At 71.0% G+C, this 21,547-nt stretch carries 19 protein-coding genes; 12 read left to right on the forward strand and 7 right to left on the reverse strand.

The window, feature by feature from the left end:
- The first annotated feature begins 87 nt into the window (after positions 1-87).
- A complete protein-coding gene (locus E1295_RS08365) occupies positions 88-456 on the forward strand; it encodes a hypothetical protein (protein ID WP_132629240.1) in 369 nt (122 codons plus the stop codon).
- Complete coding sequence (locus E1295_RS08370) at positions 453-1,580, forward strand: GNAT family N-acetyltransferase (protein ID WP_132629242.1); 1,128 nt, start codon at positions 453-455, stop codon at positions 1,578-1,580. The genes E1295_RS08365 and E1295_RS08370 overlap by 4 nt, the downstream gene beginning before the upstream one ends.
- Here the strand turns inward: E1295_RS08370 and E1295_RS48580 are convergent.
- Positions 1,555-1,725 (reverse strand): hypothetical protein, encoded by a 171-nt coding sequence (locus tag E1295_RS48580; protein ID WP_166427144.1) that lies wholly within the window; start codon positions 1,723-1,725, stop codon positions 1,555-1,557. The two genes, E1295_RS08370 and E1295_RS48580, sit on opposite strands and share 26 nt — an antisense overlap.
- Before the next feature lie 33 nt (positions 1,726-1,758).
- Here E1295_RS48580 and E1295_RS08375 point away from each other — a divergent pair, with 33 nt between their 5' ends.
- The 4 genes from E1295_RS08375 to E1295_RS08390 are packed head-to-tail and all read left to right on the forward strand — an operon-like array spanning position 1,759 to position 5,655.
- The gene (locus E1295_RS08375) at positions 1,759-2,592 is read left to right on the forward strand and encodes a glycosyltransferase family 2 protein (protein ID WP_132629244.1); all 834 of its coding nucleotides are present in this window, start codon (positions 1,759-1,761) and stop codon (positions 2,590-2,592) included.
- Between the two features lie 12 nt (positions 2,593-2,604).
- Complete coding sequence (locus E1295_RS08380) at positions 2,605-3,546, forward strand: glycosyltransferase family 2 protein (RefSeq protein WP_132629246.1); 942 nt, start codon at positions 2,605-2,607, stop codon at positions 3,544-3,546.
- A complete protein-coding gene (locus E1295_RS08385; RefSeq protein WP_132629249.1) occupies positions 3,543-4,346 on the forward strand; it encodes a polysaccharide deacetylase family protein in 804 nt (267 codons plus the stop codon). The genes E1295_RS08380 and E1295_RS08385 overlap by 4 nt, the downstream gene beginning before the upstream one ends.
- The gene (locus tag E1295_RS08390; RefSeq protein ID WP_132629251.1) at positions 4,339-5,655 is read left to right on the forward strand and encodes a lipopolysaccharide biosynthesis protein; all 1,317 of its coding nucleotides are present in this window, start codon (positions 4,339-4,341) and stop codon (positions 5,653-5,655) included. The genes E1295_RS08385 and E1295_RS08390 overlap by 8 nt, the downstream gene beginning before the upstream one ends.
- Here E1295_RS08390 and E1295_RS08395 read toward each other — a convergent pair.
- Positions 5,627-6,409 (reverse strand): hypothetical protein, encoded by a 783-nt coding sequence (locus E1295_RS08395; RefSeq protein ID WP_132629253.1) that lies wholly within the window; start codon positions 6,407-6,409, stop codon positions 5,627-5,629. The genes E1295_RS08390 and E1295_RS08395 overlap by 29 nt on opposite strands.
- A 673-nt stretch (positions 6,410-7,082) precedes the next feature.
- Here E1295_RS08395 and E1295_RS08400 point away from each other — a divergent pair.
- A complete protein-coding gene (locus E1295_RS08400) occupies positions 7,083-9,299 on the forward strand; it encodes a hypothetical protein (protein ID WP_132629255.1) in 2,217 nt (738 codons plus the stop codon).
- 113 nt (positions 9,300-9,412) lie between these two features.
- Here E1295_RS08400 and E1295_RS08405 read toward each other — a convergent pair whose 3' ends face one another.
- The 4 genes from E1295_RS08405 to E1295_RS08420 all read right to left on the reverse strand — a co-directional run bounded on the left by E1295_RS08405 (position 9,413) and on the right by E1295_RS08420 (position 13,076).
- On the reverse strand, positions 9,413-9,760 hold the full coding sequence (locus E1295_RS08405; RefSeq protein ID WP_132629257.1) for an alpha/beta fold hydrolase: 348 nt from the start codon (positions 9,758-9,760) through the stop codon (positions 9,413-9,415).
- Positions 9,729-11,117 (reverse strand): GH39 family glycosyl hydrolase, encoded by a 1,389-nt coding sequence (locus tag E1295_RS08410; protein WP_246079915.1) that lies wholly within the window; start codon positions 11,115-11,117, stop codon positions 9,729-9,731. The genes E1295_RS08405 and E1295_RS08410 overlap by 32 nt, the downstream gene beginning before the upstream one ends.
- Before the next feature lie 107 nt (positions 11,118-11,224).
- Positions 11,225-11,977 (reverse strand): SDR family oxidoreductase, encoded by a 753-nt coding sequence (locus E1295_RS08415; protein WP_132629259.1) that lies wholly within the window; start codon positions 11,975-11,977, stop codon positions 11,225-11,227.
- Positions 11,978-12,050: 73 nt separating this feature from the next.
- Positions 12,051-13,076, reverse strand: a complete 1,026-nt coding sequence (locus E1295_RS08420) for a phosphotransferase family protein (protein WP_132629261.1) — start codon at positions 13,074-13,076, stop codon at positions 12,051-12,053.
- A gap of 154 nt (positions 13,077-13,230) precedes the next feature.
- On the opposite strand from E1295_RS08420, the gene E1295_RS08425 reads away from it, so the two are divergent.
- Together E1295_RS08425 and E1295_RS08430 are read left to right on the forward strand one after the other, a co-directional pair.
- On the forward strand, positions 13,231-14,313 hold the full coding sequence (locus tag E1295_RS08425; RefSeq protein ID WP_166427145.1) for a GNAT family N-acetyltransferase: 1,083 nt from the start codon (positions 13,231-13,233) through the stop codon (positions 14,311-14,313).
- Positions 14,310-15,443 (forward strand): DegT/DnrJ/EryC1/StrS family aminotransferase, encoded by a 1,134-nt coding sequence (locus E1295_RS08430; protein ID WP_220448603.1) that lies wholly within the window; start codon positions 14,310-14,312, stop codon positions 15,441-15,443. Before E1295_RS08425 ends, E1295_RS08430 begins: the two co-directional genes overlap by 4 nt.
- Here E1295_RS08430 and pdxR read toward each other — a convergent pair.
- Positions 15,424-16,854, reverse strand: a complete 1,431-nt coding sequence (pdxR, locus tag E1295_RS08435; RefSeq protein ID WP_132629263.1) for a MocR-like pyridoxine biosynthesis transcription factor PdxR — start codon at positions 16,852-16,854, stop codon at positions 15,424-15,426. The two genes, E1295_RS08430 and pdxR, sit on opposite strands and share 20 nt — an antisense overlap.
- A 75-nt stretch (positions 16,855-16,929) precedes the next feature.
- Between pdxR and E1295_RS08440 the strand changes: the two genes are divergently transcribed.
- The 3 genes from E1295_RS08440 to E1295_RS08450 form a co-directional block, all read left to right on the forward strand.
- Positions 16,930-17,568: a pyridoxamine 5'-phosphate oxidase family protein gene (locus E1295_RS08440; protein ID WP_132629265.1), complete on the forward strand. Its 639-nt coding sequence runs from the start codon at positions 16,930-16,932 to the stop codon at positions 17,566-17,568.
- A gap of 82 nt (positions 17,569-17,650) precedes the next feature.
- The gene (locus E1295_RS50770) at positions 17,651-20,164 is read left to right on the forward strand and encodes a serine/threonine protein kinase (protein WP_132629267.1); all 2,514 of its coding nucleotides are present in this window, start codon (positions 17,651-17,653) and stop codon (positions 20,162-20,164) included.
- 109 nt (positions 20,165-20,273) lie between these two features.
- Positions 20,274-21,547 (forward strand): serine/threonine-protein kinase (locus tag E1295_RS08450; protein ID WP_132629269.1); only part of this gene is annotated, 1,274 nt, incomplete at its 3' end.

Consider the following 21,547-nt stretch of genomic DNA (forward strand, 5'->3'; position numbering starts at 1 on the left):
TCGGCATTGACGTGCCCAGGCGCTGATTGGTCCCATGAACTGCGATCAAACACGCTCCTACCAGGAAGATCAGGAGAGAGACAGGAGATGCTCAAGCACCGCAGAGCGCTGGCGTGGGTGCTGGCGATCGCCTGCATAGCTGGGGCGATCGTCGCATTGTTCGACATCGAGACCCCGCTGCGCCCGTTCTTGATCTCTCTGTTCCTCCTGTTCGTTCCCGGGGCCGCAGTGGTGGGACTGTTGCGTGATCGTGACCCCCTTGCCGCAGTATCAGTAGGGGCCGCCGCGAGCCTCGTGCTGAACGTGCTTCTCGCTCAGGCCATGCTGCTCTTCAACGCGTGGTCGCCGAGAGCCGGTGTGGCCACCGTGGCCGTGCTCGGAGGGTTCATGTACGTGCTTCGCGTGTTGTACCGGGGGAAGAGCATGCAGACCGAACAGGGGGCCAGGGCAAGGTGAACATCCAGATAGTTCGGCCGGGAGAGCTCGGGGACTCCGAACGCGCCCGGTGGCGGGAGCTGCAGAAGGCGGACCCGAGTCTGGACAACCCGTTCCTGTCGGTCGAGTTCGCCGTCGCGATGGACCGTTTGCGCGACTACGTGAGGGTGGCGGTCATCTCCGACGGCGACGGCATCGCCGGCTTCTTCCCCTACGAACGGCACAGCTTCGGCATCGGCAAGCCCCTCGGCGGCTTCCTGACCACCTGCCACGGCCTGATCGCCGCGCCGGACCTGCGGCTCGACGCCAAGGCGCTGCTGCGGGCCTGCAAGCTCAGCGTGTTCGACTTCGACCACCTGGTGGCGGGGCAGCCCACGTTCGCCCCTTACGAGCAGGACGTGCGGCCGGCCCCGGTCATGGACTTCACGTCGGGGTTCGCGGCCTGGATCGACCAGGTCAAGGCCAACTCCCCGAAGAACCTCAAGACGGTCCGCTACAAGGAGCGCAAGCTCGGCAGGGAGCAGGGCGAGCTGCGCCTCGCGTGGGCCTCCGCCGACCCCGAGGTGCTGCGCACCCTGCTGGCCTGGAAGTCCGACCAGTACCGCAGGACCGGGCGGGTCGACAGGTTCGCCCAGCCGTGGATCGTGGAGCTGACGGAAATGATGCATGCCGAAAAGTCATCGGATTTCGGAGGCGTGCTCACCATGCTCTATGCGGGCGACGTTCCGGTGGCCGGACATTTCGGCCTCCGTACGGCCACCACGCTTGTAGGGTGGTTCCCCGCCTACGACACCGAGTTCGCCCGATATTCGCCGGGAATCGTGCACCATCTCCAGATGGCCGAGGCCGCCGCGAACGACGGGCTGCACATGGTCGACATGGGCAAGGGCGGCAAGGAGTACAAAGACTGGCTCAAGAGCGGGGTCCTGTACGTCGCCGAAGGCCGCATCTCCAGACCGTCCGCCACCGCGGCGGTGCACTGGATCGGCAGAACTCCTTTCAACAAGGCCCGAACAATTGTCATGGACCGGCCGTCTCTTTATAGGGCGGCCGACCGTGTCCTCAAGGGCTTTGGTCGGGTGCGCACCTCAGTGCAGCAGCAGGAGTCACCCAATGTAGTCAAGGAGGCATCGGGAGCGAGTTGACCGCTCCCACCCCCGGCACCAGCACCAGCACCAGCACCAGCACCAGCACCAGCACCACACCCTCACACTCCACGCAGGACCCGCCCGTGCGCGGCACCCCGGTTATGTCGTTCCCGTAGCACCCGGGAACGATCTCGTCCGGCACGTACGGGAGGGTCCCGGAAGGACATCCCTCGCCATGAGTCCCGAGATAACCAAGCACAACGGCAAGCTTCAGGCCACGCCCCTGCGCTCGATGCCACCTCCGTCGAGCTTCACTCCCGTGACGCCGCACCTGGCCATCTCACCGACGGTGAGCGTGGTCGTGCCCGCGATGAACGAGGCCGAGAACCTGCCGCACGTCTTCGCCACCATCCCGCAGTGGGTCGACGAGATCGTGCTGGTCGACGGCAACTCCGTCGACGACACGGTCGCCGTGGCCAAGCGGCTCCGCCCCAACGTGAAGGTCGTGGCGCAGACGGGCAAGGGCAAGGGCGACGCCCTGGCCGCCGGTTTCGCCGCGTGCACCTGCGACATCATCGTGATGATCGACGCCGACGGCTCGACCGACGGGCACGAGATCATCAACTTCGTGGGCGCGCTCGTGACCGGCGCCGACTTCGTCAAGGGCTCGCGCTACGCCTCCGGCGGCGGCAGCGACGACCTGACGTTCAACCGCCGTCTGGGCAACAAGGTGCTCACCGGCATCGTCAACGTGATGTACCGCACCCAGTACACCGACCTGTGCTACGGCTACAACGCCTTCTGGGCCCGCCACCTCGAGGTGCTCGACCTCGACTGCGACGGCTTCGAGGTGGAGACGCTGATGAACGTGCGCGCGGCCAAGGCCGGGCTGAAGGTGCACGAGGTGCCCAGTCACGAGCGCAACCGCATCCACGGCGAGAGCAACCTGCACGTCGTACGCGACGGCTTCCGCGTGCTGCGGACCATCCTGAAGGAGTGGCGCCGCCAGCCCTCCCCGCCCCAGCCTGAGCCCACCACCGCCACTGCCGCTGACCGAGGCGTCGCATAACAAAGGACCGTTGTGAACACGTCTGTTGTCATCTGCGTCTACACCGAGGACCGGTGGGAGGACATCAGGCAGGCAGTCGAGTCGGTCGAGAACCAGACCCGCCCGGCCCACGAGCTGATCCTGGTGGTCGACCACAACCCCGACCTGCACCTGAAGCTCAAGCGCGAATATCCACAGGCCATCGTGGTGGAGAACACGCACGAGCAGGGGTTGTCCGGAGGCAAGAACACCGGCGTGGCCACGGCCAACGGTGAGATCGTCGCGTTCCTCGACGACGACGCCGTCGCCGATGCCGGATGGCTGGAGGCTTTGGAGGAGGGCTTCCAGGAATCCGGCGTGGTGGGCGTGGGAGGTCGCACCGACCCCCTGTGGGCGTCCGGCAGGCGGCCGCGGTGGTTCCCGTACGAGTTCGACTGGACGGTCGGCTGCACCTACCGCGGCATGCCCGCGGTCAGGGCGCCGATCCGCAACGTGATGGGCGGCAACGCCGCCTTCCTGCGCGACGTCGTGTCCGAGGTGGGCGGCTTCCACAGCGGCATCGGGCGCAGCGTCCAGGGGCGCAAGTCGCGCCCGCTGGGCTGCGAGGAGACCGAGTTCTGCATCCGGCTGACCCAGCGCAAACCCGGCTCCGTCATGCTGTTCGAGCCGCGCGCGGTGATCGGGCACAAGGTGTCGGAGCAGCGCGAGGGCTTCGCCTACTTCCGGTCCAGGTGCTACGCGGAGGGCCTGTCGAAGGCCCTGGTGACGCAGGAGGTCGGCACCCAGGACGGCCTGGCCAGCGAGCGGGCGCACGCGATCAAGACGCTGCCGCTCGGCGCGCTGCGCGGGGTGGGCGAGGCCCTGAGGGGCGACGTCGGCGGGCTCGGCAGAGCTGCCGCGATCGTCATCGGGCTGGCCTGGACGACCTGGGGCTACGTGGTGGGCACGGCACGACTGAAGGCGGCACGCTCATGATCCGTGTCCCGATCCTGATGTACCACTCGGTCACCGACAACCCCACCGACGAGACCCGGCCGCACGCGGTGCGGCCCTCCGACCTGGCCGAGCAGCTGGCCTACCTGTCGGAGCACGGCTTCACCCCGCTCACGCTGGGCGACCTGGTGGCCTCACTCAACAAGAACAACGGCCGCTCCATGCCCGACAAGCCGATCGTGGTGACCTTCGACGACGGCTACGCCGACTTCCACAGCCACGCGCTGCCGCTGCTCGACCGCTACAACTTCCCCGCCACGGTCTTCCTGACCAGCGGCTGGGTGTCCGACGCGGGCAAGGACGCGGCGGGCAGGCCCCTGGACGACATGTTGTCCTGGGGCCAGGCCCGCGAAGCCGCGCAGACCGGCATCGAGATCGGCGGCCACAGCCACAGCCACCCCCAGCTCGACCAGCTCCGCATCGAAGACCTGCGCCAGGAACTGCGCAGGAACAAGGGCCTGCTGGAGGAGAAGATCGGCGCGCCGGTCGCCACCATGGCCTACCCCTACGGCTACTCCAGCGCCCGCGTACGCCGTGAGGTGCGCAAGGCCGGCTACTTCGCCGCCTGCGCCGTCAGCAACACGATCGCCGCCGACCGGCACGACATGCTCGCCATCCCCCGGTTGACGGTCGGCAAGGGCACGACCATCAACATGTTCAAGCGCGCCGTCGAAGGCACCGCCGTACCTCTGATCTACATGCGCGAGCGCATCCTCACCAAGGGGTACGCCGTCGTGCGCAGGACCCGGTACGGCCTGCAGCGGGTGCGCGGCAATGTCTAGGGTCTGGGGACGGATCCTCGTCGACCTGCGCAACCCGCTCTTCCGGCAGGGTTACGCGCTCATGGCCAACACCGTCATCACCGGCGTGCTCGGCATGGGCTACTGGCTGCTGGCCGCCCACTACTACTCCCCCGAGGAGTTCGGCCGCGGCCAGGCCGTGATCACCGCGATGCGGTTGTTCGCGTCGCTGGTCGCGCTCGGGTTCGTCGGGGCGCTCGCCCGCTACCTGCCGGTGGCCGGCCGCCGCACGCCCGAGCTCATCCTGCGCGGGTACGGCCTGGCCGCCGCCACGGGCGGGGTCGCCGCGGTCGGCTTCCTGCTGACGCTGCCGCTGTGGGGCGAGACCTACTCCGTGCTGGCCGGGTTCGGGCCCGGGCTGTTCTTCCTGGCGTCCGTGGTGGTGTGGGCGGTCTTCACCCTCCAGGACGTCGTCCTGACCGGCCTGCGCAGGGCGCCGTTCGTACCGCTCAACAACCTCATCTTCGGCCTGGTCAAGATGGGGCTGCTGGTGGCGCTGGCCGGCGCGCTGCCCTCGGGCGGCATCTTCGTGTCCTGGGTCGTCCCGACCGCGCTCGCCCTGATCCCGATCAACTTCCTGATCTTCGGCATCGTGGTGCCCCGGCACACCCGGCAGGCCGGCACGGAGCAGCAGCCTCCTCGTCTGCGCGAAATTGGAAGGTTCCTAGCAGGCGACTTCCCCGGGACGCTGTCGATCCTGGCCATCGTCTACCTGGTGCCCGTGGTCATCGCCACCCAGGTGGGCGAGGCCACGTTCGGGCGTTTCTCGATGGCGCACACCCTGGCCAGCATGATCGAACTGCTGGCCATGAACATGGCGGTGTCACTGACCGTCGAGGGCTCCTTCGACCGGTCCCAGCTGGCGGAGAACTGCCGGAGGGCGTTGCGGCGGGCCTTCATGATCGTCATACCGATCACCACGGTGGCGATAGCCGGGGCGCCGCTCATCCTGACCGTCTTCGGGCCCGCCTTCGCCGAGGAGGGCACGACGCTGCTGCGGCTCATGGCGCTCGCCGTACTGCCCCGGGTGCTGATCGAGGTCTACCTGAGCGCGCTGCGGGCCCAGAGCAGGGCGCGCACGCTGGCCACCGTACAGATCGGGCTGGCCGTCCTGGTGCTGGTCTCCACGCTCGCGCTGTTCCCCTTCGCCGGGGTGAACGCGGTGGGATACGGGCTGCTGGCCAGTGAGCTGCTCGTGGCGCTGTTGATCTTCGGAAATCTGCGTAAGATTCTCGGATTCGGCGATACAGGTCGACCGGCTGTCACTCAGGGGTCGTCCAGGACCGCATGATGGTCAACGCGAGGCAACGGGACAGCGATGGCGTGACGACACCGGGGACCACGGGTTCCCCGGACGCGCGCGGGGACAAGGAGGACTCAGACGTGCCCTTCGATCCGGAAGCTACCGGGATCATCCCGAAGCTGACGTTCGAGCCCCCTGGTGAGGGCTCCGGCACGTCTGAGGAGAGCGAGGCGGAGGCCGCCGAGACCACCGGCGAACCCACTGCCGAAAGCACCGCCGGAAGCACCGCCGGAAGCACTGCCGATCCCGGCCCCGACCGCACCACGGCCATCCGCCTCCCGATGCCACCGGCGCCGGGCAGGAACACCCCGGACACCGGCTCCCCTCCGAAGCCCAGCGGTTCTCCGGGACCCAGCGGATCTACGGGGTCCGGCGCTTCCTCGGGATCCGGCGGATCTTCGGAATCCGGCGAATCTTCGGGCCCCGGCGGATCTTCAGGCCCCGGCGAATCTTCGGGACCCGGGGGTTCCAAGGCGACCGGTGGTTCGTCGCAACCGTCCAGCGGTTCCTCGGCGCCGTCGGCGGGGTCCCAGGCATCGGGCGGTTCGTCGCAACCGCCGGAGGGCTCCCAATCGTCCGGAGAGACGAAGCCGGCCGGTGGCGGGCGGCCGTCCGTGGGGGCCCGACCGTACGGCGCGACGCAGGCCGCCGCCACCGCGCAGCCTGCCGGCGGTACGAAACCCTCCAGCGGGTCGAAGACGTCCGACGAGACGAAGCCCGGCAGCGGCAGCAAGGCAAGCACACCCGCCGGTGGACGCGATGAGCCCGGTGCAGCGCGGCAAGTCGGCGACAGCGAGAAGACGCGCGCGATCGGGCAGGTCGGCCCAGGCGCGACGACAACCGGGCGTGAGCAAGCCGGCACGACTGGGCAGGGACAAAGCACCAAAACCGGGACCGGGCAAGCCGGCGAAGGCGGGACCGGCCAGGCCGGTGCGACCGGGACCGGACAATCCGGCGGTCCTCAGGACGTCCGGCCCCAACCCACCAGCGGACCCCAGACCGCCCGGCCACAACCGACCAGCGGACCCCAGACCGCCCGACCGCAACCCACCAGCGGACCCCGAGACGTCCGACCGCAACCCAGCAGCGGACCTCAGACCGTCCATCCGCAGCAGGCGGGCGGGTCGGCTCATCCCGCGCAGGGTGGTGGTTCTGCCGCCGGCACGCAGCAGCCGGCCGGCGGTGCTCGGACCGGGGAGCACCCGACGAGCGGCCCGCAGCCGGCCGGGCAGGCGCAGCAGCCGCCCGGTGGGACGCGGTCCGGGGCGTTCGGCGGGAACGCGGGCGCCGAGGACGACTCGCGCGACACCAATCCGAACCTCGCGGTACCCCCCGCGGCGGGAGGCCCCCATGCGGGCACTGGAGCGCCGTCCGCGGCCGTCGGGGCACCGCCCGGGGCGCCGCCTCAGGGGCCCGTGGGTGTGGCGCTGGAGGGGCCGCAGGAGCCGGTCGCGCAGGTGCGGGCGACGGCGCAACCGCAGACGTTGCGGGCCCGGTTCAGCGCGCTGATCGCCAGCGCGCCCCGGTGGTTGCCCGTGGTGCTGGTCCTTGAGGGCCTGCTCATGTTCATCCTCGCCGTCAAGGTTCCCCCGGGGCCGCTGCGAGGTGTGGACCCGGCGGACATCGACGGTCTCGGGCTGATCTCGGCGCTGCCGGTCACCGCGTTCCTCGCGATCCTCATCATGATCGTGTCGTTCTTCGTCACGGTCGCCCAGAGCACCGACCGCAAGTTCCTGCTGTTGTTCCAGATCGCCGCCATCGCGTTCGCGCTGCACGGCGTCGGGTCGCTGGTGGCGAGTGAGCCGCGTTTCCCCACGGCGTACATTCATGCCGGTTTTGTCGAGTTCATCAGCAGGACGGGCGAGACGGCGATCAGCATCGACGCCCGCATGGGCTGGCCGGGTTTCTTCGCGTTGTTCGCGTTCGTGACGAAGGCCGCCGGCATCAGCGACATGACGACGATCCTGCAGTGGACGCCGCTCCTGTCGAACCTGCTCTACTTGCTCCCGTTCGTGCTGATCCTGCGCCAGGTGGTGGCGACCACGCGGGCACGGTGGTTCGCGGCGCTGCTGTTCGTGCTGGTGCAGTGGATCGGCCAGGACTACTTCTCGCCGCAGGGCTTCACGTTCGCCCTGTATTTGGCGTACGTGGCGATCCTGCTGCGATGGTTCGGGCGGGTCGAGCCGCGGACCAGGCCGATCGCCCAGAAGGGCCTGCGCAAGCTGCTCGGCAGGCTGGACGCGATGACGCCGGGCGAGTTGGCCAACACCGGCACCTACCGGGCCGACAAGCTGCTCATGCTGATGATGCTGATGGCGCTCTTCATCGCGTCGGTGGCCTCGCACCAGATCACGCCGTTCATGATGCTCGGCGTGCTGACGGCGTTCCTGCTGGTGAAGCGTACGTCACTGACGTGGGGGCTGCCGTTCTTCCTCGGGCTCGTGGTGGCGGCCTGGATCAGCTACATGACGGTCGGCTTCTGGGCCAGCCAGATCGACACGATCTTCGGCGGGCTGGGCAACGTCCTGTCCAACCTGCGCAGCAACACCGGCGACCGGATCGAGGGCACCGACCCCGCCCACGCGATGGTGTTGCAGGCCCGCCTCGGCATCCTGGTGGTGATCCTCGGGCTCGCGGCGGCCGGGTTGTTCCGGCGGCTGCGGCGCGGGGTGTTCGACAGGTCGGCGCTGGTCCTGCTCTGCGTCCCCGTGATGGCGCTGGGGCTGCAGAGCTACGGCGGCGAGATCGGGCTGCGCATCTACATGTTCGCGCTGCCCGGCGCGTGCCTGCTGGCCGCGTACGCGTTCTTCCCCAACCTGCCGGCCGACAGCGCCGACGTACGCGAGGAGACCGTGCCGCTGCGCAAGCGGAACGTGCGCTTCAACCCCGAGCTGACCAGGAAGATCTCGGTCGTGCTCGCGGCGTGCTTCGCGGTGGTGTTCGCGATGGCGTTCCTGCTGGCGAGGTACGGCAACGAGAAGTTCGAGCGGGTCACCACCGGCGAGGTGGCGGCCCTGCACTACGTCTACGAGCACGACAAGCCGAGCGCCAAGGTGCTCTATCTGGTGCCGAAGCTGGGGCCGGAGGTCACCCCGACCCTGCCGTGGGGCGAGCGCGACGTCGAGTTGGTCGCCTTCAACGAGCAGGCGCTCGTGCACAAGGATCCGGCGAAGATCGCCGACGCGGTGAAGGCGCTGCAGGGGCAGCCGCGTAACTCGTACCTGATGGTGAGCACCGGCCAGGTGAGCTACCTGCAGCTCAACGAGGGTTATCCGGCGGACTGGGGGGAGAAGTTCCGCGCGGCGCTGGACGCCTCGCCCCATCTGAAACGGGTGTACTCCAACGACGACGCGGCGCTCTACACCTGGAAGAAGTTCGTCAGGGGGACGGAGATCCCCGAGGCTCGGCCGTACAAGGGCCGCGGCGACCCCACCTCGCCGTGGACGCCGGTGGGCATCGGGGCGCTGGTCCTGACCTGGGTGGCGCTGTTCGGCTATGAGATCATCCGCCTGAACGGCCCCAACCGGGCGCGCAAGGCGCGTAAGCGCCTGTTGTTCCTGGCGGTGCCGGCGTTCGTGGTGGCCATCGCGGTGATCGTCGAACGCTTCATCTACATCGCACAGAACAACTGAACTCCAGGGAACTCCCAGGTTCCACCGGGCGACCCGTGCGACCCGTCCGCGCAGGCTGGACGGGTTTCACGGCCGGTCTCCCCGGGGCGTGACGTACGGCACCAGGCCGACCGTCAGAGCGAGTCCAAGAACTCGATCAGCGCCTCGTCGACCTCCTCCGGGCGTTCCTGCTGGATCCAGTGCCCGCAGCCGCCCAGGACCAGAGTGTCCCGCAGGCCGGGCACCGACCTCGACCGGCCGGACAGCAGGTCCAGCATCGCGGTGCTCCCGTAGTCGCCCTCCCGGTCGCCGACGAGGTGGTCGATCGTGTAGTCGGTCACCCGCGGCGGCACGTCGGTCTCACCGCGCCCGCCCGCGCTGGTCGGGGCCACGACGCGGTAGCCGGCGGCGGCCAGGGCGGGCAGCTGGTGGCGGGCTCCCGTCCGGTGCTCACATGCCCCGGCCGGCCCACTTGATCTCATAAGGGCGCAGGGTGACCCGTCTGCCGTCGACGGTCGCGTTGACCGCTTCGCCGGACATGTTCACCATGACGACCTGGCGCTCCTGGCCGATGGCTCTGACGCGCCGGTCGGAGGTGCGGACCTTGGTGACCTCGACCCCGGCGGGGAACCACTTGGTGAACCCGCTCAGCAGGCCGGCCATCGGCATCTCGTCACCCACTTTCGGCTCCCACAGGCAGCCGGGGCACCCGCCCTTGTCCTTCTGCTGCGGGTTCCAGTAGAGCGCCGTGGTGACGCCGCTCTCGGCGAACTCCATCAGCGCCGTCGCCTGGACCGCCGTGCGCTGCTGCTCGCTCCAGCCGGAGTTCTCCGGCTCGACGTACCACTCCGCCCACCAGACCGGCAGGTCGCCGCTCTTCTGCCGCAGCCACGAGGTGATGGCGCCGAACTTGGCCTGGGCGCCGAAGTCGTCGGGGATGTTGCCCTTGTCGGTGGTCATCGACGCGCCGTCGACCACGATGAAGTCGGCGCCCTGCTTGTTGTCGATCCAGTACTGGATCGCGTCGAGCGCGCGCTGGTCGACGCTCCCCCATGAGCCGGTGAGCTCGGAAGGCTCCAGGGGGTTCTCGCTGCTGTCGATCGGGACGTACGGGCCGCCGACCTGGATGTCGCCGTTCACCTTCTTCAAGGCCGTGTAGACCTTGTTGTACAGCGCGGTGTACGCCTTGGCGTCCCACTTGTTGGTGGTCGCGTTCCAGAAGCCCTTGAACTCGTTCCAGACCATGTAGTGCTTGACGGTCGGGTACTGCTTGGCGACCTTGACGGCGAGTTCGGCGAAGTCGTCGTAGTGCTCGGGCTCGGGGGCGACGGTGTGGTTCTTGCTCCAGTCGGTGCGCCCGGCCTTGCCGCCCTTCATCCAGTCGGGCGCGCAGCACAGCGTGATCACCGGCACCCCTCGCGACGACGCCATGAAGGTCAGCCGCCGGTCGAGGTCGCGGAAGTTGAACTGCCCCGGGCTCGGCTCGGGGTTGCCGACTCCCCAGCCCATGATGTGCTGGTTCTGCACCATCGGCACCCGGCCGAACATGCCCCTGGCCTGGTCCTGGACGTGCTCGGACTCGGTGTCGGCGCCGTACTGCGTGTGCGTGACGCCCCAGCGCGGCCAGTTGGCCAGCGCGGGCGGCTTGTCCAGCTTGGGAGCCGGCTCGCTGGGCACCGTCGTGGCGACCTCGGCACCGCTGAACTCGCTGCGTTCCCCGGAGTTGAGCGAGGTGTAGACCATGATGCCCGCCACGAGAATGACCGCGAGAATGCCGGCTCCAAGGGCGATCGGCCAGGGCGATCGCCGGCGCGCATGACGGCCATCGGTCGGAATCACTGAACGCTCCTCATCCACACGGGCCCACCAAGGGGCGACCCTACAGAAAGGCCGGACGCAGCACCGGCCTGATGAGGCTAATCGTCTTGCTCACAAATCGCTATTCGTCAATCCGCACGTGGTGGCCGCTGACCGCCGGCCGGGCCGGGCACCCCCGCGTAGCGGTAGGGGACCGGCTGCCTCCCGGGCTGGACGATGAGGAGGGCGCCCGGGGTCTCCGCGTAGAAGGCGGACTCGACGGCGGCGGCCACGTCGTCGGCGGTGAGCAGCGGGAAGCCGGCGTTGACGAACATCTCTCGTGTTTCGGCGACCAGCGGCGTGTCGGTGAAGCCGGGGCAGACAGCGCCGATGCGAATGTTCCGGGCAGCCAGCGGCTCGGCCAGCGCCCTGACGAGGCCGACGACGGCGTGCTTGGTCATCGTGTAGACCGGGTCGCCGGAGAAGGCCACGAGCCCGGCCAGCGACGCGGTCGCCACGATGGCACCGCCGCCGGAACGGGCGAGGAGCGGGACGCCGGCCCGTACGCCGAAGACGACGCCGTCCACGTTCACGCCCACCACCTGGCGGTACCGTTCGGCGTCGAAGTCCGCCAGGTCCACCCGCCCGCTGACGCCGGCGTTGAGGTGGACCAGGTCGAGCCGGCCGTAGTGCCGCTCGGCCAGCGCGACGGCTTCGAGCGAGGCCTCCTCGTGGCTGACGTCGGCCTCCAGCCAGACGCCGCCGACCTCCTTGCCCAGGCGTTCCGCGCCCTCGCCGTCGCGGTCGACGAGCACGCATTTCGCCCCTCCTGCCGCCAGCCGGCGTGCCACGGCGGCTCCGATGCCGCTGGCCGCTCCGGTGATCAGTGCAACTGTGCTCATGGCGCTCCTCGCGGGGTCGGAACCGGGGGTCCAGGCTGGTCGAGCGTCTCGGGATCTGCCGGGCTCGGGGCTGTCAGTGCTGGTCGAGCATGCGGTGGGCGCGGGCGATCAGCGTGGGTACGGCGGAGCCGATGCGGTCGAACCCCTCCCCCACGGTCTTACCTTGCCGGAAGCGGGCGTGGATACCCTCCACGATGACCGCCAGCTTGAAGTTGCCGAAGGCCACATAAAACCCAAGATCGGAAATTTCCCGACCTGACGCTTTGATGTAGTGGCTCGCGAACTCGGCCGCGTTCATGAACCCGGGCGCCACCGTCACGTCGCCCGCCACCGGGATCCCCGCCCGCTCGTCGTCCCCGGCGTCGTGCCAGTACGTCAGCGTGAGCCCCAGGTCGGCCAGCGGGTCACCGAGGGTGGACATCTCCCAGTCGACCACGGCCGCGATCTCGAGCTCCCCCAGCCTGATCAGCGTGTTGTCGAGCCGGTAGTCGCCGTGCACCAGCGTGCCGGCCGACTCGGCGGGCAGCCGCTCGCGCAGCCGGCCGGCGAGCCGGTCGTAATCCGGCGACTCCGCCGTCTTCGAGCGCTCCCACTGCTGGCCCCACCGGTCGAGCTGCCTGGCCAGGTAGCCCTCCGGCCGCCCGAAGCCGGCCAGCCCCACCTCGCGGTAGTCGACGGCGTGGATGGCGGCCAGCACCTCGGCCAGCCGCTCCGACAGCCGCCGCGCCTGCTCAGGCGTGTGCTCGCCGAGCTCTTCCCTGGTCCGCACGGCGACGCCCGGCACGTGCTCCATGAGGTAGAACGGGGCCCCGATCACGTCCTCGTCGGCGCAGAACGCGACAGGGCACGGCACCGGCACGGGCGTCGGCGCGAGCGCCGAGATGACCCGGAACTCGCGCCGCATGTCGTGGGCGGTCGGCAGCACGTGACCGAGCGGCGGCCTGCGCAGGACCAGCCGGCGGTCGCGGGCCTCGACCACATACGTCAGGTTCGACCGTCCGCCCGAGATCAGCGAGACGGACAGGGGCTCGCCGGCGTCGGGCACGTTCCGGCCCATCCACGCGACCAGGCCGGCGTGGTCGATCCCAGGTACGGTCATGAACACACATTAGAACCTCATTCGGTGCTGAATGCCAGCTGAGAGTTGCGTAACGTTCCAGACCAGGGACGATCCTCATGACCTGAGATCCTCTACCCTGGGTATACGTCTGCCCAGACGCTGGATAGAGAGTGGCAGCACACAGTAGGAGACCATGCGCGTCACCCTTGCCCTGCCTCGTGAGCTGGGAGAGCCCGAGATCGATCGGTGGCGGAGCCTGCAGGAGCCCGGCACCGTCTTCGACAACCCGTTTTTGTCGCCCGAGTTCACGATCACGGTGGGCGAGGTACGCGACGTCGTCCGCGTGGCCGTGCTGCACGACGGCCCGGAGATCGTCGGGTTCTTCCCCTTCGAGCGGCATCCGCTGGGCATCGGCAAGCCCGTCGCCGCCGGGCTCACCGACGCGCAGGGCATCGTCCACGCCAAGGACCTCGAGCTCGACCCCGGCCGGCTGATCAAGGACTGCGGTCTGTCGGTCTACGAGTTCGACCACCTGGTGGCCGGGCAGCCGCTGCTCGACTCCCGGCACGAGCGGCACCCCTCGCCGATCATCGACCTGAGCGAGGGTTACGAGCACTACACCGAGTTCCTGAGGCAGCACTCCGGCAAGACGTACAAATCAACCCTGGCCAAGGCGCGCAAGCTGGAACGCGAGGCCGGGAAGATCCGCCACGACTACGCGAGCGCCGACGTGGCGCCGCTGCGCACGCTGCTCGGCTGGAAGACCGACCAATACCGCCGCACGGGCCGCACCGACCGCTTCTCCCAGCGGTGGATCGTGGAGCTGGTCGAGCGGCTGCTGGCCATCCGGTCGGAGAGCTTCGCCGGGGTGCTCGACATGGTCTACGCCGACGACCAGCCGGTGGCCGGGCACTTCGGGCTGCGCACGAGCACCACGCTGGTCGGCTGGTTCCCCGCCTACGACCCGCGCTTCGCGAAATACTCCCCCGGCCTCATCCACCACCTGGCGATGGCCGAGCGCGCCGCCGGGTCCGGCATCCGGGTCATCGACATGGGCCGCGGCCAGAAGGAGTACAAAGACAAGCTGAAGACCGGCGAGCTCCAGGTGGCCGAGGGGCGCGTGGCCAGGGCCGGCGCGGCGGCGGGGGTGCACTGGCTGCTGCGGGTGCCCGCGCGCCGGACCCGCGCCGCGGTGATGGCCAACCCGCTGCTGCTCAAGACGGCCGACAAAGCGTTGAAAACCTACGGAAAGCTGCGTACTGTCCTACAAGGATGAATTTAATCGCAGAGCGCACGGGCCGTCACTGTCTGTCGCTTCCTTCGAACCGGCTCGGCCTCTACCTGGCGTTGCGCCACTGGTGCCTGCCCGGTCAGCGGCTGCTCATGTCACCCGTCTCCGCCGACGAGATCCTGTTCCTCGTGCTGGCGGCCGGGCTGCGGCCGGTGATCGCGCCGCTCTCCCCCCGTGACGGCAACATCGACGTCTCACGGGTCGATCTCGACGGTGTGGACGCCGTCCTGACGACCAACCTGTACGGCCTGCCCGACCGCGTCTCCGCCTTCACCGGCAAGATCCTCATCGAGGACGTGGCCCACGCCCTGGAGAGCCACGTCGACGGCCGGCCGCTGGGGACGTTCGGCCAGGCGGGCGTCTTCAGCCTCTCCAAGCACGCGGGGGCCGGCTCGGGCGGCGTGCTCGCCGTCGAGGACAAGTCCGACCTGGAGGCGCTGACGCGCGCCCGCGACCTCCTGCTGGCCCCGGGCTCCCTGCGCGCCGACCTGATGAGCGTCGCCACGTCCGCGGCCCGCCAGGTGGCGCTGCGCACCAACCTCGTACGCCCCGCGCTCGCCCTCTCCCGGGCCCTCGGCCTGCACGAGCCGCGCGACGGTTACCGCATCCCGCTCGACCCCGAAGGGCTGCGGCTGGCGCTCAAGCAGGCGCCCGCGCTGCCGCCGTTCGACCCCTGGGTCCGCGCCGACCTGCACGACTACCGCCGCCGCCGGGGCCATCTCGTGCGCTGGTACCAGTCGAGAAGGGCGAACCAGGTCCCCCGCGCGCGGGGGCGGCGCCTGGCGGGCGTCCGGCGGCTGGCCGAGCTGCCCACGGCCGCGCCCGCCGTACGCGACCACCTGGACCAGCCGTTGTTCCGCGTGCCGCTGCTGGTGCGCGACAGGGACGCGGCCATCGCCGCGCTGGAGCGGCACGGGGTGGCGACGGGCTACCTGTACGACCCGCCCTACGACGACTACGCCCCCGCCTTCGCCGAGGCGTCGCCGCACCCCGGCCCCGCCCGCTGGTGGGCCGCGAACGTGCTGCCCGTCGATCCGCTCCACGTCGCCCGCGCCCTGCCCGTCCTCAGCCGCCTGCGGCCTCCGGACGGCCCCGTCAGCCCGTCAACCGCCTGATCAGCTCGGCCACGATGTGGCAGCCGCGCCGGACGTCGGCGTGGGAGGCCGAGCCGTAGCCGATGACCAGGCCGTGCAGGCGGGGACGGCCGTGGTGGTGGGGCTCGATGGAGTCGAGCAGGACGCCGCGCTGCCTGGCCTCTTCGACGACGGCGAGCGCGACGGCCTCGGGCAGCTCGGCCAGCACGTGCAGCCCCGCCGTGTCGCCGCGCAGCCTGCAGACGGGCCCGAGCAGCTCGACGACCAGTGCGCGGCGGCGCGCGTATTCCAGGCGCATCCTGCGCAGGTGCCGGTCGAGGTCGCCGCGCTCCAGGAGGGTGGCGACGGCCTGCTGCACGGGGCCGCTGGTGCGGTCGGCCACCGTGCGGCGCAGCCCGGCGACGCGGTCGACGAACGCGGGGTCGCCGACGAGCCAGCCGACCCCGACGTCGGGGGTGAGGGTCTTGGAGAGCGTGCCCAGGAGCACCACCCGCTCGGGGTCGAGGCCGTGGAGGGCGGGCAGCGGGGCCACGTCGTAGCGGAACTCGGCGTCGTAGTCGTCCTCGACGATCGTCGCGCCGGTGCTCCTGGCCCAGGCCAGCAGGCGTTCCCTGCGCGGGATCGGCAGCCGGCCGCCCAGGGGGTACTGGTGGGCGGGCGTGGTGTAGAGCACGCGCAGGTCGCGCGGGAGCCCGTCGACGACGACGCCGTCGGCGTCCACCGGGCACGGCACCACCTCCGCGCCCCTGGCCGCGAAGACCGTGCGCGCCACGTGGTAGCCGGGATCCTCGACCCCCGCCCTGGCGCCCGCGCCGAGCAGCGCCAGCGCGCACAGGTCGAGCCCGTTGCCGGTGCCCCGGGTGACCAGGACGTTCTCGGGGCCGACGGCCACCCCCCTGGCCCGGCGCAGGTGGTCGGCGAGCAGCTCACGGAGGCGCGGCAGGCCGTAGGGGTCGGGCGACTCCCCTGGCGGCAGGTCGGCCGCCTTGCGCCAGGCCCGCTTCCACGCGGCCCGGTCGTGGTCGCGCACCCAGGGCCGGCCCGGCGTGAGGTCGATCACACCCGGCGCGGACGGCGGCCCGGGGAGCACGCGCGCCTCCGGTGACGGCCGCTTCCTGGGGCGCCGGGGTTCCATGTCGGCCACGTACGTGCCGGAGCCGTGCCGCCCGTCCAGCCAGCCCTCGGCGTACAGCTGCTGGTAGGCCTCGGTGACCACGGTCCTGCTCACCGCCAGCTGGACCGCGAGCGCCCGCGTGGACGGCAGCCGCTCACCGGGCGCGAGGGCGCCGTCGAGCATGGCACGGCGCAGCCAGCCGGCCAGCTGCGCCGTGAGCGGCTCCGCGGAGTCGCGCGACAGGGATACGGGCAGGTCGACGTGTGTGCGGGCGGTAGGCTGCGGTCGGCGGCCCGCGGTGGACGGCGGAGTGTGCACGAGCGAAAGTGGTCTCTACGAAGGGGCCGATAGTGGCCCTACAGGATAGGTCCACTTCGCCCGTACGGTCGAAATATGCTCTCGACCACTTCACGCACCACGCTCGGCCGCGCCAAGGAGCGCGGCAGCACCGACAGGAACGACCTCTACGAGGTGCTCGACACCGCCCTGGTCTGCCACCTGGGCGTGGTCGCCGACGGCCACCCCATGGTCGTGCCGACCGGCTACGGGCGCATCGGCGACACCCTCTACCTGCACGGGTCCACCGGCGCACGGTCCCTGCGGGCCGGCGACGGGAGCGAGGTGTGCGTGACGGTGACACACCTCGACGGCATCGTGCTCGCCCGCTCGATCTTCAACCACTCCTTCAACTACCGCTCGGCGATCATCTACGGCCGGCCCCGGCTCGTGACGGACGCCGACGAGCGCATGGAGGCGCTGCGGGCGCTGTCCGAACACCTCGCGCCCGGCCAGTGGGACTACGCCAGGCGGCCCTCGCGCAAGGAGCTGGCCGCCACGACCGTGCTCGCGCTGTCGCTGGAGGAGGCGTCGGTCAAGATCCGGCGCGGGGCGCCGAAGGACGAGGAGGAGGACTACGACCTGCCCGTGTGGGCCGGGGTGGTACCCCTCGTCACGTCCTACGGCGAACCGGAGCCCGATCCGGTACTCCCAGAAGGTATCGCCACGCCCGTTCACGTTCTCTCCAGGGAGTAGTTCCATAGAGCAGGCACACCTGGAAAACCTGAGCCCTTGATCAGACGTCTCATCAGGTGGGCCATCCTGATGGGAGAGGCATATGCGGTGGAGCGCTCCGGGTTACACCGAGGTCAAGCAGCTCGGGGAGGGCGCCGGCGGGCGGGTCGCGCTGGCCGTCCACGACGAGACGGGCGTCGAGGTCGCGATCAAATACCTCTCCTCGCGGCTGCTGCACGATCCCGCCGCGCTGGCCAGGTTCCAGTCGGAGGCGCGGCTGCTGATCACGCTGCGCGACCCGCACATCGCGACGTTGTGGGAATACGTCCAGGACCCGCACGGCGCGGCCATCGTGATGGAGCTCGTCAACGGCGTCTCGTTGCGTGCGCTGCTGCGCGAGAACGGCACGACCGGGCCGGAGGCGGCGCTCGTCGTGCTGAAGGGCTCGCTGCTCGGCCTGGCCAAGGCGCACGCGCTCGGCCTCGTGCACCGGGACTACAAGCCGGAGAACGTGATCGTCCGCGACGACGGGGTGAGCAAGCTCGTCGACTTCGGCATCGCGGTGCCTCAGGGAACGGCCGCACGCACCGAGGGCACGCCTCCCTACATGGCGCCCGAGCTGTGGGATCGGCAGCCCGCCTCCCCCGCGACCGACGTGTACGCGGCCACGGCCGTCTTCTTCGAGTGCCTCACCGGGCACCGGCCGTACCGGTCCACCGAGCCCAGCGTCCTGGGATACCAGCACCTGTACGCCCCGGTGCCCGCCCACGACGTTCCCGAGCCGGTGCGCGGGCTGATCACCCGCGGCCTGGCCAAGGACCCGGCGCTGCGGCCGGCGAGCGCGTCGGCGTTCGTGGCCGAGGTGGAGGCCATCGCCAGGGAGGCGTACGGCGACGACTGGGAGGAGCGCGGCAGGCGGCGGCTGGCGGCGCTCGTCGTGCTGCTCGCCCTGCTGCTGCCCCGGCCCGAGACGCCCGTTCCCGAGGTCGGCACGTCGCTGGCCAGGACGGTGTTCCGCGGGACGGATCCGGAAGCGACCCGCGTGTTGCGCGGGACGGGTTCGAAAGCGACCCGCGTGCTGCGCGGGACGCGCGCGCGGGCGACCCGCGTCAAGGTGTTACGGGGGATGCGTTCCAAGGCGGCCCGCGTGGTCGTGACCGCCGGCGTGGCCGCCGCGGCGGCCGTGACCGTGGCGGTCGTGCTGCTCAACCGGCAACCGCCCCCACCTGATCCGATCGGCGCGGCGGCCGTGATGCCGCCGACGGAGCTCTCCACCGGACCGGTGTCGGGCCCGCCGGAGACGCCCGGCGCCGGGCCCGAGTCCACGCCCTCGGCGGGGACACCCACCGAAGGCACCCCACCCGGCAGCACGCCCGATGCGGCGTCCGAGAGCACTCCCGGCCCGACGTCCGCCGGCACGCCGCCGAGCTCGGCGGGCGCGGACCCCGAGGAGAGCGCCGCCCCGCGGCGCACGACCACCGGCCCGGCCCGCACGCCCGGCGCGTCCCCGCCGGCCCGGACGCCCGGTGCCACCCCGGCCCGGACCCCGGGCGCGTCCCTTCAGCCCGTACGCAGTCCCGGCACGACCACCACCCCCGTACGCAACCCGGGCACGACCACCACCCCGGTAGGCACCCCCACGCCGACGCCCTCGCCGGCGACCTCCGTGTTGCGGGTGGGCGTCGGCGGGCTCACGGTGGACGGCAAAGGGGTCGCCCGGGCCACGGTCACCCTGCGCACCAGCGGCACCGCGCCCGTCGTGGCCGTCGCGACCTGGCGGGCCCCCGGCACGGACGGCCGGGTGCAGCGGGTACGCCTGAGTGGCGCCACGTCGTACACCCGCACGCTCACCTGGGCCATGGGAGAGCGTGCGTGCGGCGGCACGCTCCGGCTGGGCGTCACCACGTCGCCCGCCGCGGCCGGCGGCGCCGGGTCGGACACGCTGTCGCTGCCGCCCTGCCCGACCGAGGTGACGGGACTGCGCGTCTCGCTCGGCCTGCCGGCCGCGCCTGGCCGCACGGCGACCGCCCGGCTGCGGGTGCGCGCGAGCGGTACGGCGGAGATCCCCGTACGGGCCGAGTTCGCGGTCAACGGGGACCGGGTCGCGACCCGCTCCGCGGACCTGTCGGGCCGGACCTCGTACACCCGCTCGCTCGCGCACACCTTCCGGTCGCGCCCGTGCGGCGCGACGCTGTCGGTGACCGTGCGCGCGGGCGGCAGGACGGCCACCGCGCGGGCCAAGGTCTCGTGCCCTCCCGCCGTGACGCGGGTGTCCGTCCAGCGGGCCGCCCTCTCCGGCGGCGCACTGGCCGCGACCGTCGCGGTGACGACGTCGGACACCCAGCGGGTACGCCTCACCGTCACGTTCGCGGCCGGGGGCGAGCGTCTGGGCACGCGGACGGTCACGCTGTCGGGCGGCACCTCGTACACGAGGACCCTGCGTCTCCCGGTCGAGGCGCGTTGCGGCTCGACGTGGACGGTGACGGCCGCCACCGTGCCGGCGGCGGGCAACGGCGGCTCCACCGCCTCCGGCAGCACACCGGAATGTCCCGAGGAAGAGCCGGATGACCAGCCGAGTCACAGCCCGCGCCCTGAGTCCCCTGGCACCGTCAGGTGACAATGCTGACATCTGGCGATATCAGTAGCGGGATTGTGGTTCCCTCTGGTTAAGCTACGGACCGTTTGATGAGGGTGGGGGCCCGCACACGACTCCAGAGGAGACCGCTATGCATGGTGATGGCCAGTGGGGGGTCCCTGGCTATACCGCGGTTCGCGAGCTCGGAGCGGGCGCCGCGGGTCGCGTGGTTCTGGCCCGCCGCGACTACGACGGCATCGAGGTGGCCATCAAATACCTCAGCGACGAGCTCCGCTCCGACGTGGGGTTCGTGGCCAGGTTCCGGCACGAGGCCAGGCTGCTCGCCACGCTCCAGAGCGCCTATCACGCCCGTCTGATCGACTACGTCGAGAGCGGCGGGGGCGCGGCGATCATCATGGAGCTCATCAACGGCGTCTCGTTGCGCGAGCTCATCAGGTCCGAGGGCCCCACGGGCCCCGAGGCGGCCATGACCGTGCTCAAGGGCTCACTCAAGGGCCTGGCCTCGGCGCACGCGGTCGGCGTCGTCCACCGCGACTTCAAGCCCGAGAACGTCATGGTGCAGGGCGACGGCACCAGCAAGCTGGTCGACTTCGGCATCGCGGTCAGGACGGGCCAGGGCGCGAGCCCCGCGGGCACGCCGCCGTACATGGCTCCTGAGCAGTGGTCGGGTGCGCCCGCGGGGCCCGCCACCGACGTCTACGCGGCCGCCGTCGTCTTCTTCGAGTGCCTGACCGGCGCCCGCCCCTTCCGCGCGGCCAACCTGGCCGCGCTGGCCCGCCAGCACCAGAGCGCCGCCCCGCCGCTCGGCGACGTGCCCGAGCACCTGCGCGAGCTGGTCGGACGCGGCCTGGCCAAGGACCCGGCCGACCGCCCGTCGTCGGCCGAGGCGTTCCTGACCGAACTGGAGGCCGTGGCAGGCCGGGCGTACGGTCCCGACTGGGAGGAGCGCGGGCGCCGCCGTCTGGCCGCCCTGGCGGGCATGCTGGTGCTGCTCTTCCCGACCGCGCTGGACGAGCCGGCCGCGACGAGCACGGCGCTGGCCGAGACCCGCTTCCGCGACCCGTCGCGCCTCCTGCGTACGCTGCCCGCCAAGCTGGCCATCGGCGTCACCGCCGTCGGCGTGCTGGCCACCACCATCGTGCTGCTGGTCAACGCCGCCGAGGACAAGCCGGTCCTGCAGGCGCAGGTCACGAGGATCACGCCGGCCACGACCGACCCCGGCGCGCCGGAGCCCGCGATCACGGAGGAGGAGCCGGCGCCCTCCCCCGAGGACAGCACGCCGGAGCCCACGCCGACCGCGCCGACCACGTCCTCGACGCCGGCGGGCACCGTGAGCGACACGCCGCCGCCCGTCCGGCCCAGCAGCCGCCCGCCCACCCGGACGCGCAGCCCGAAGCCCAGACC

This window comes from Nonomuraea mesophila (assembly GCF_004352805.1).
In the GTDB taxonomy this organism is placed as follows: Bacteria; Actinomycetota; Actinomycetes; order Streptosporangiales; family Streptosporangiaceae; genus Nonomuraea; species Nonomuraea longispora.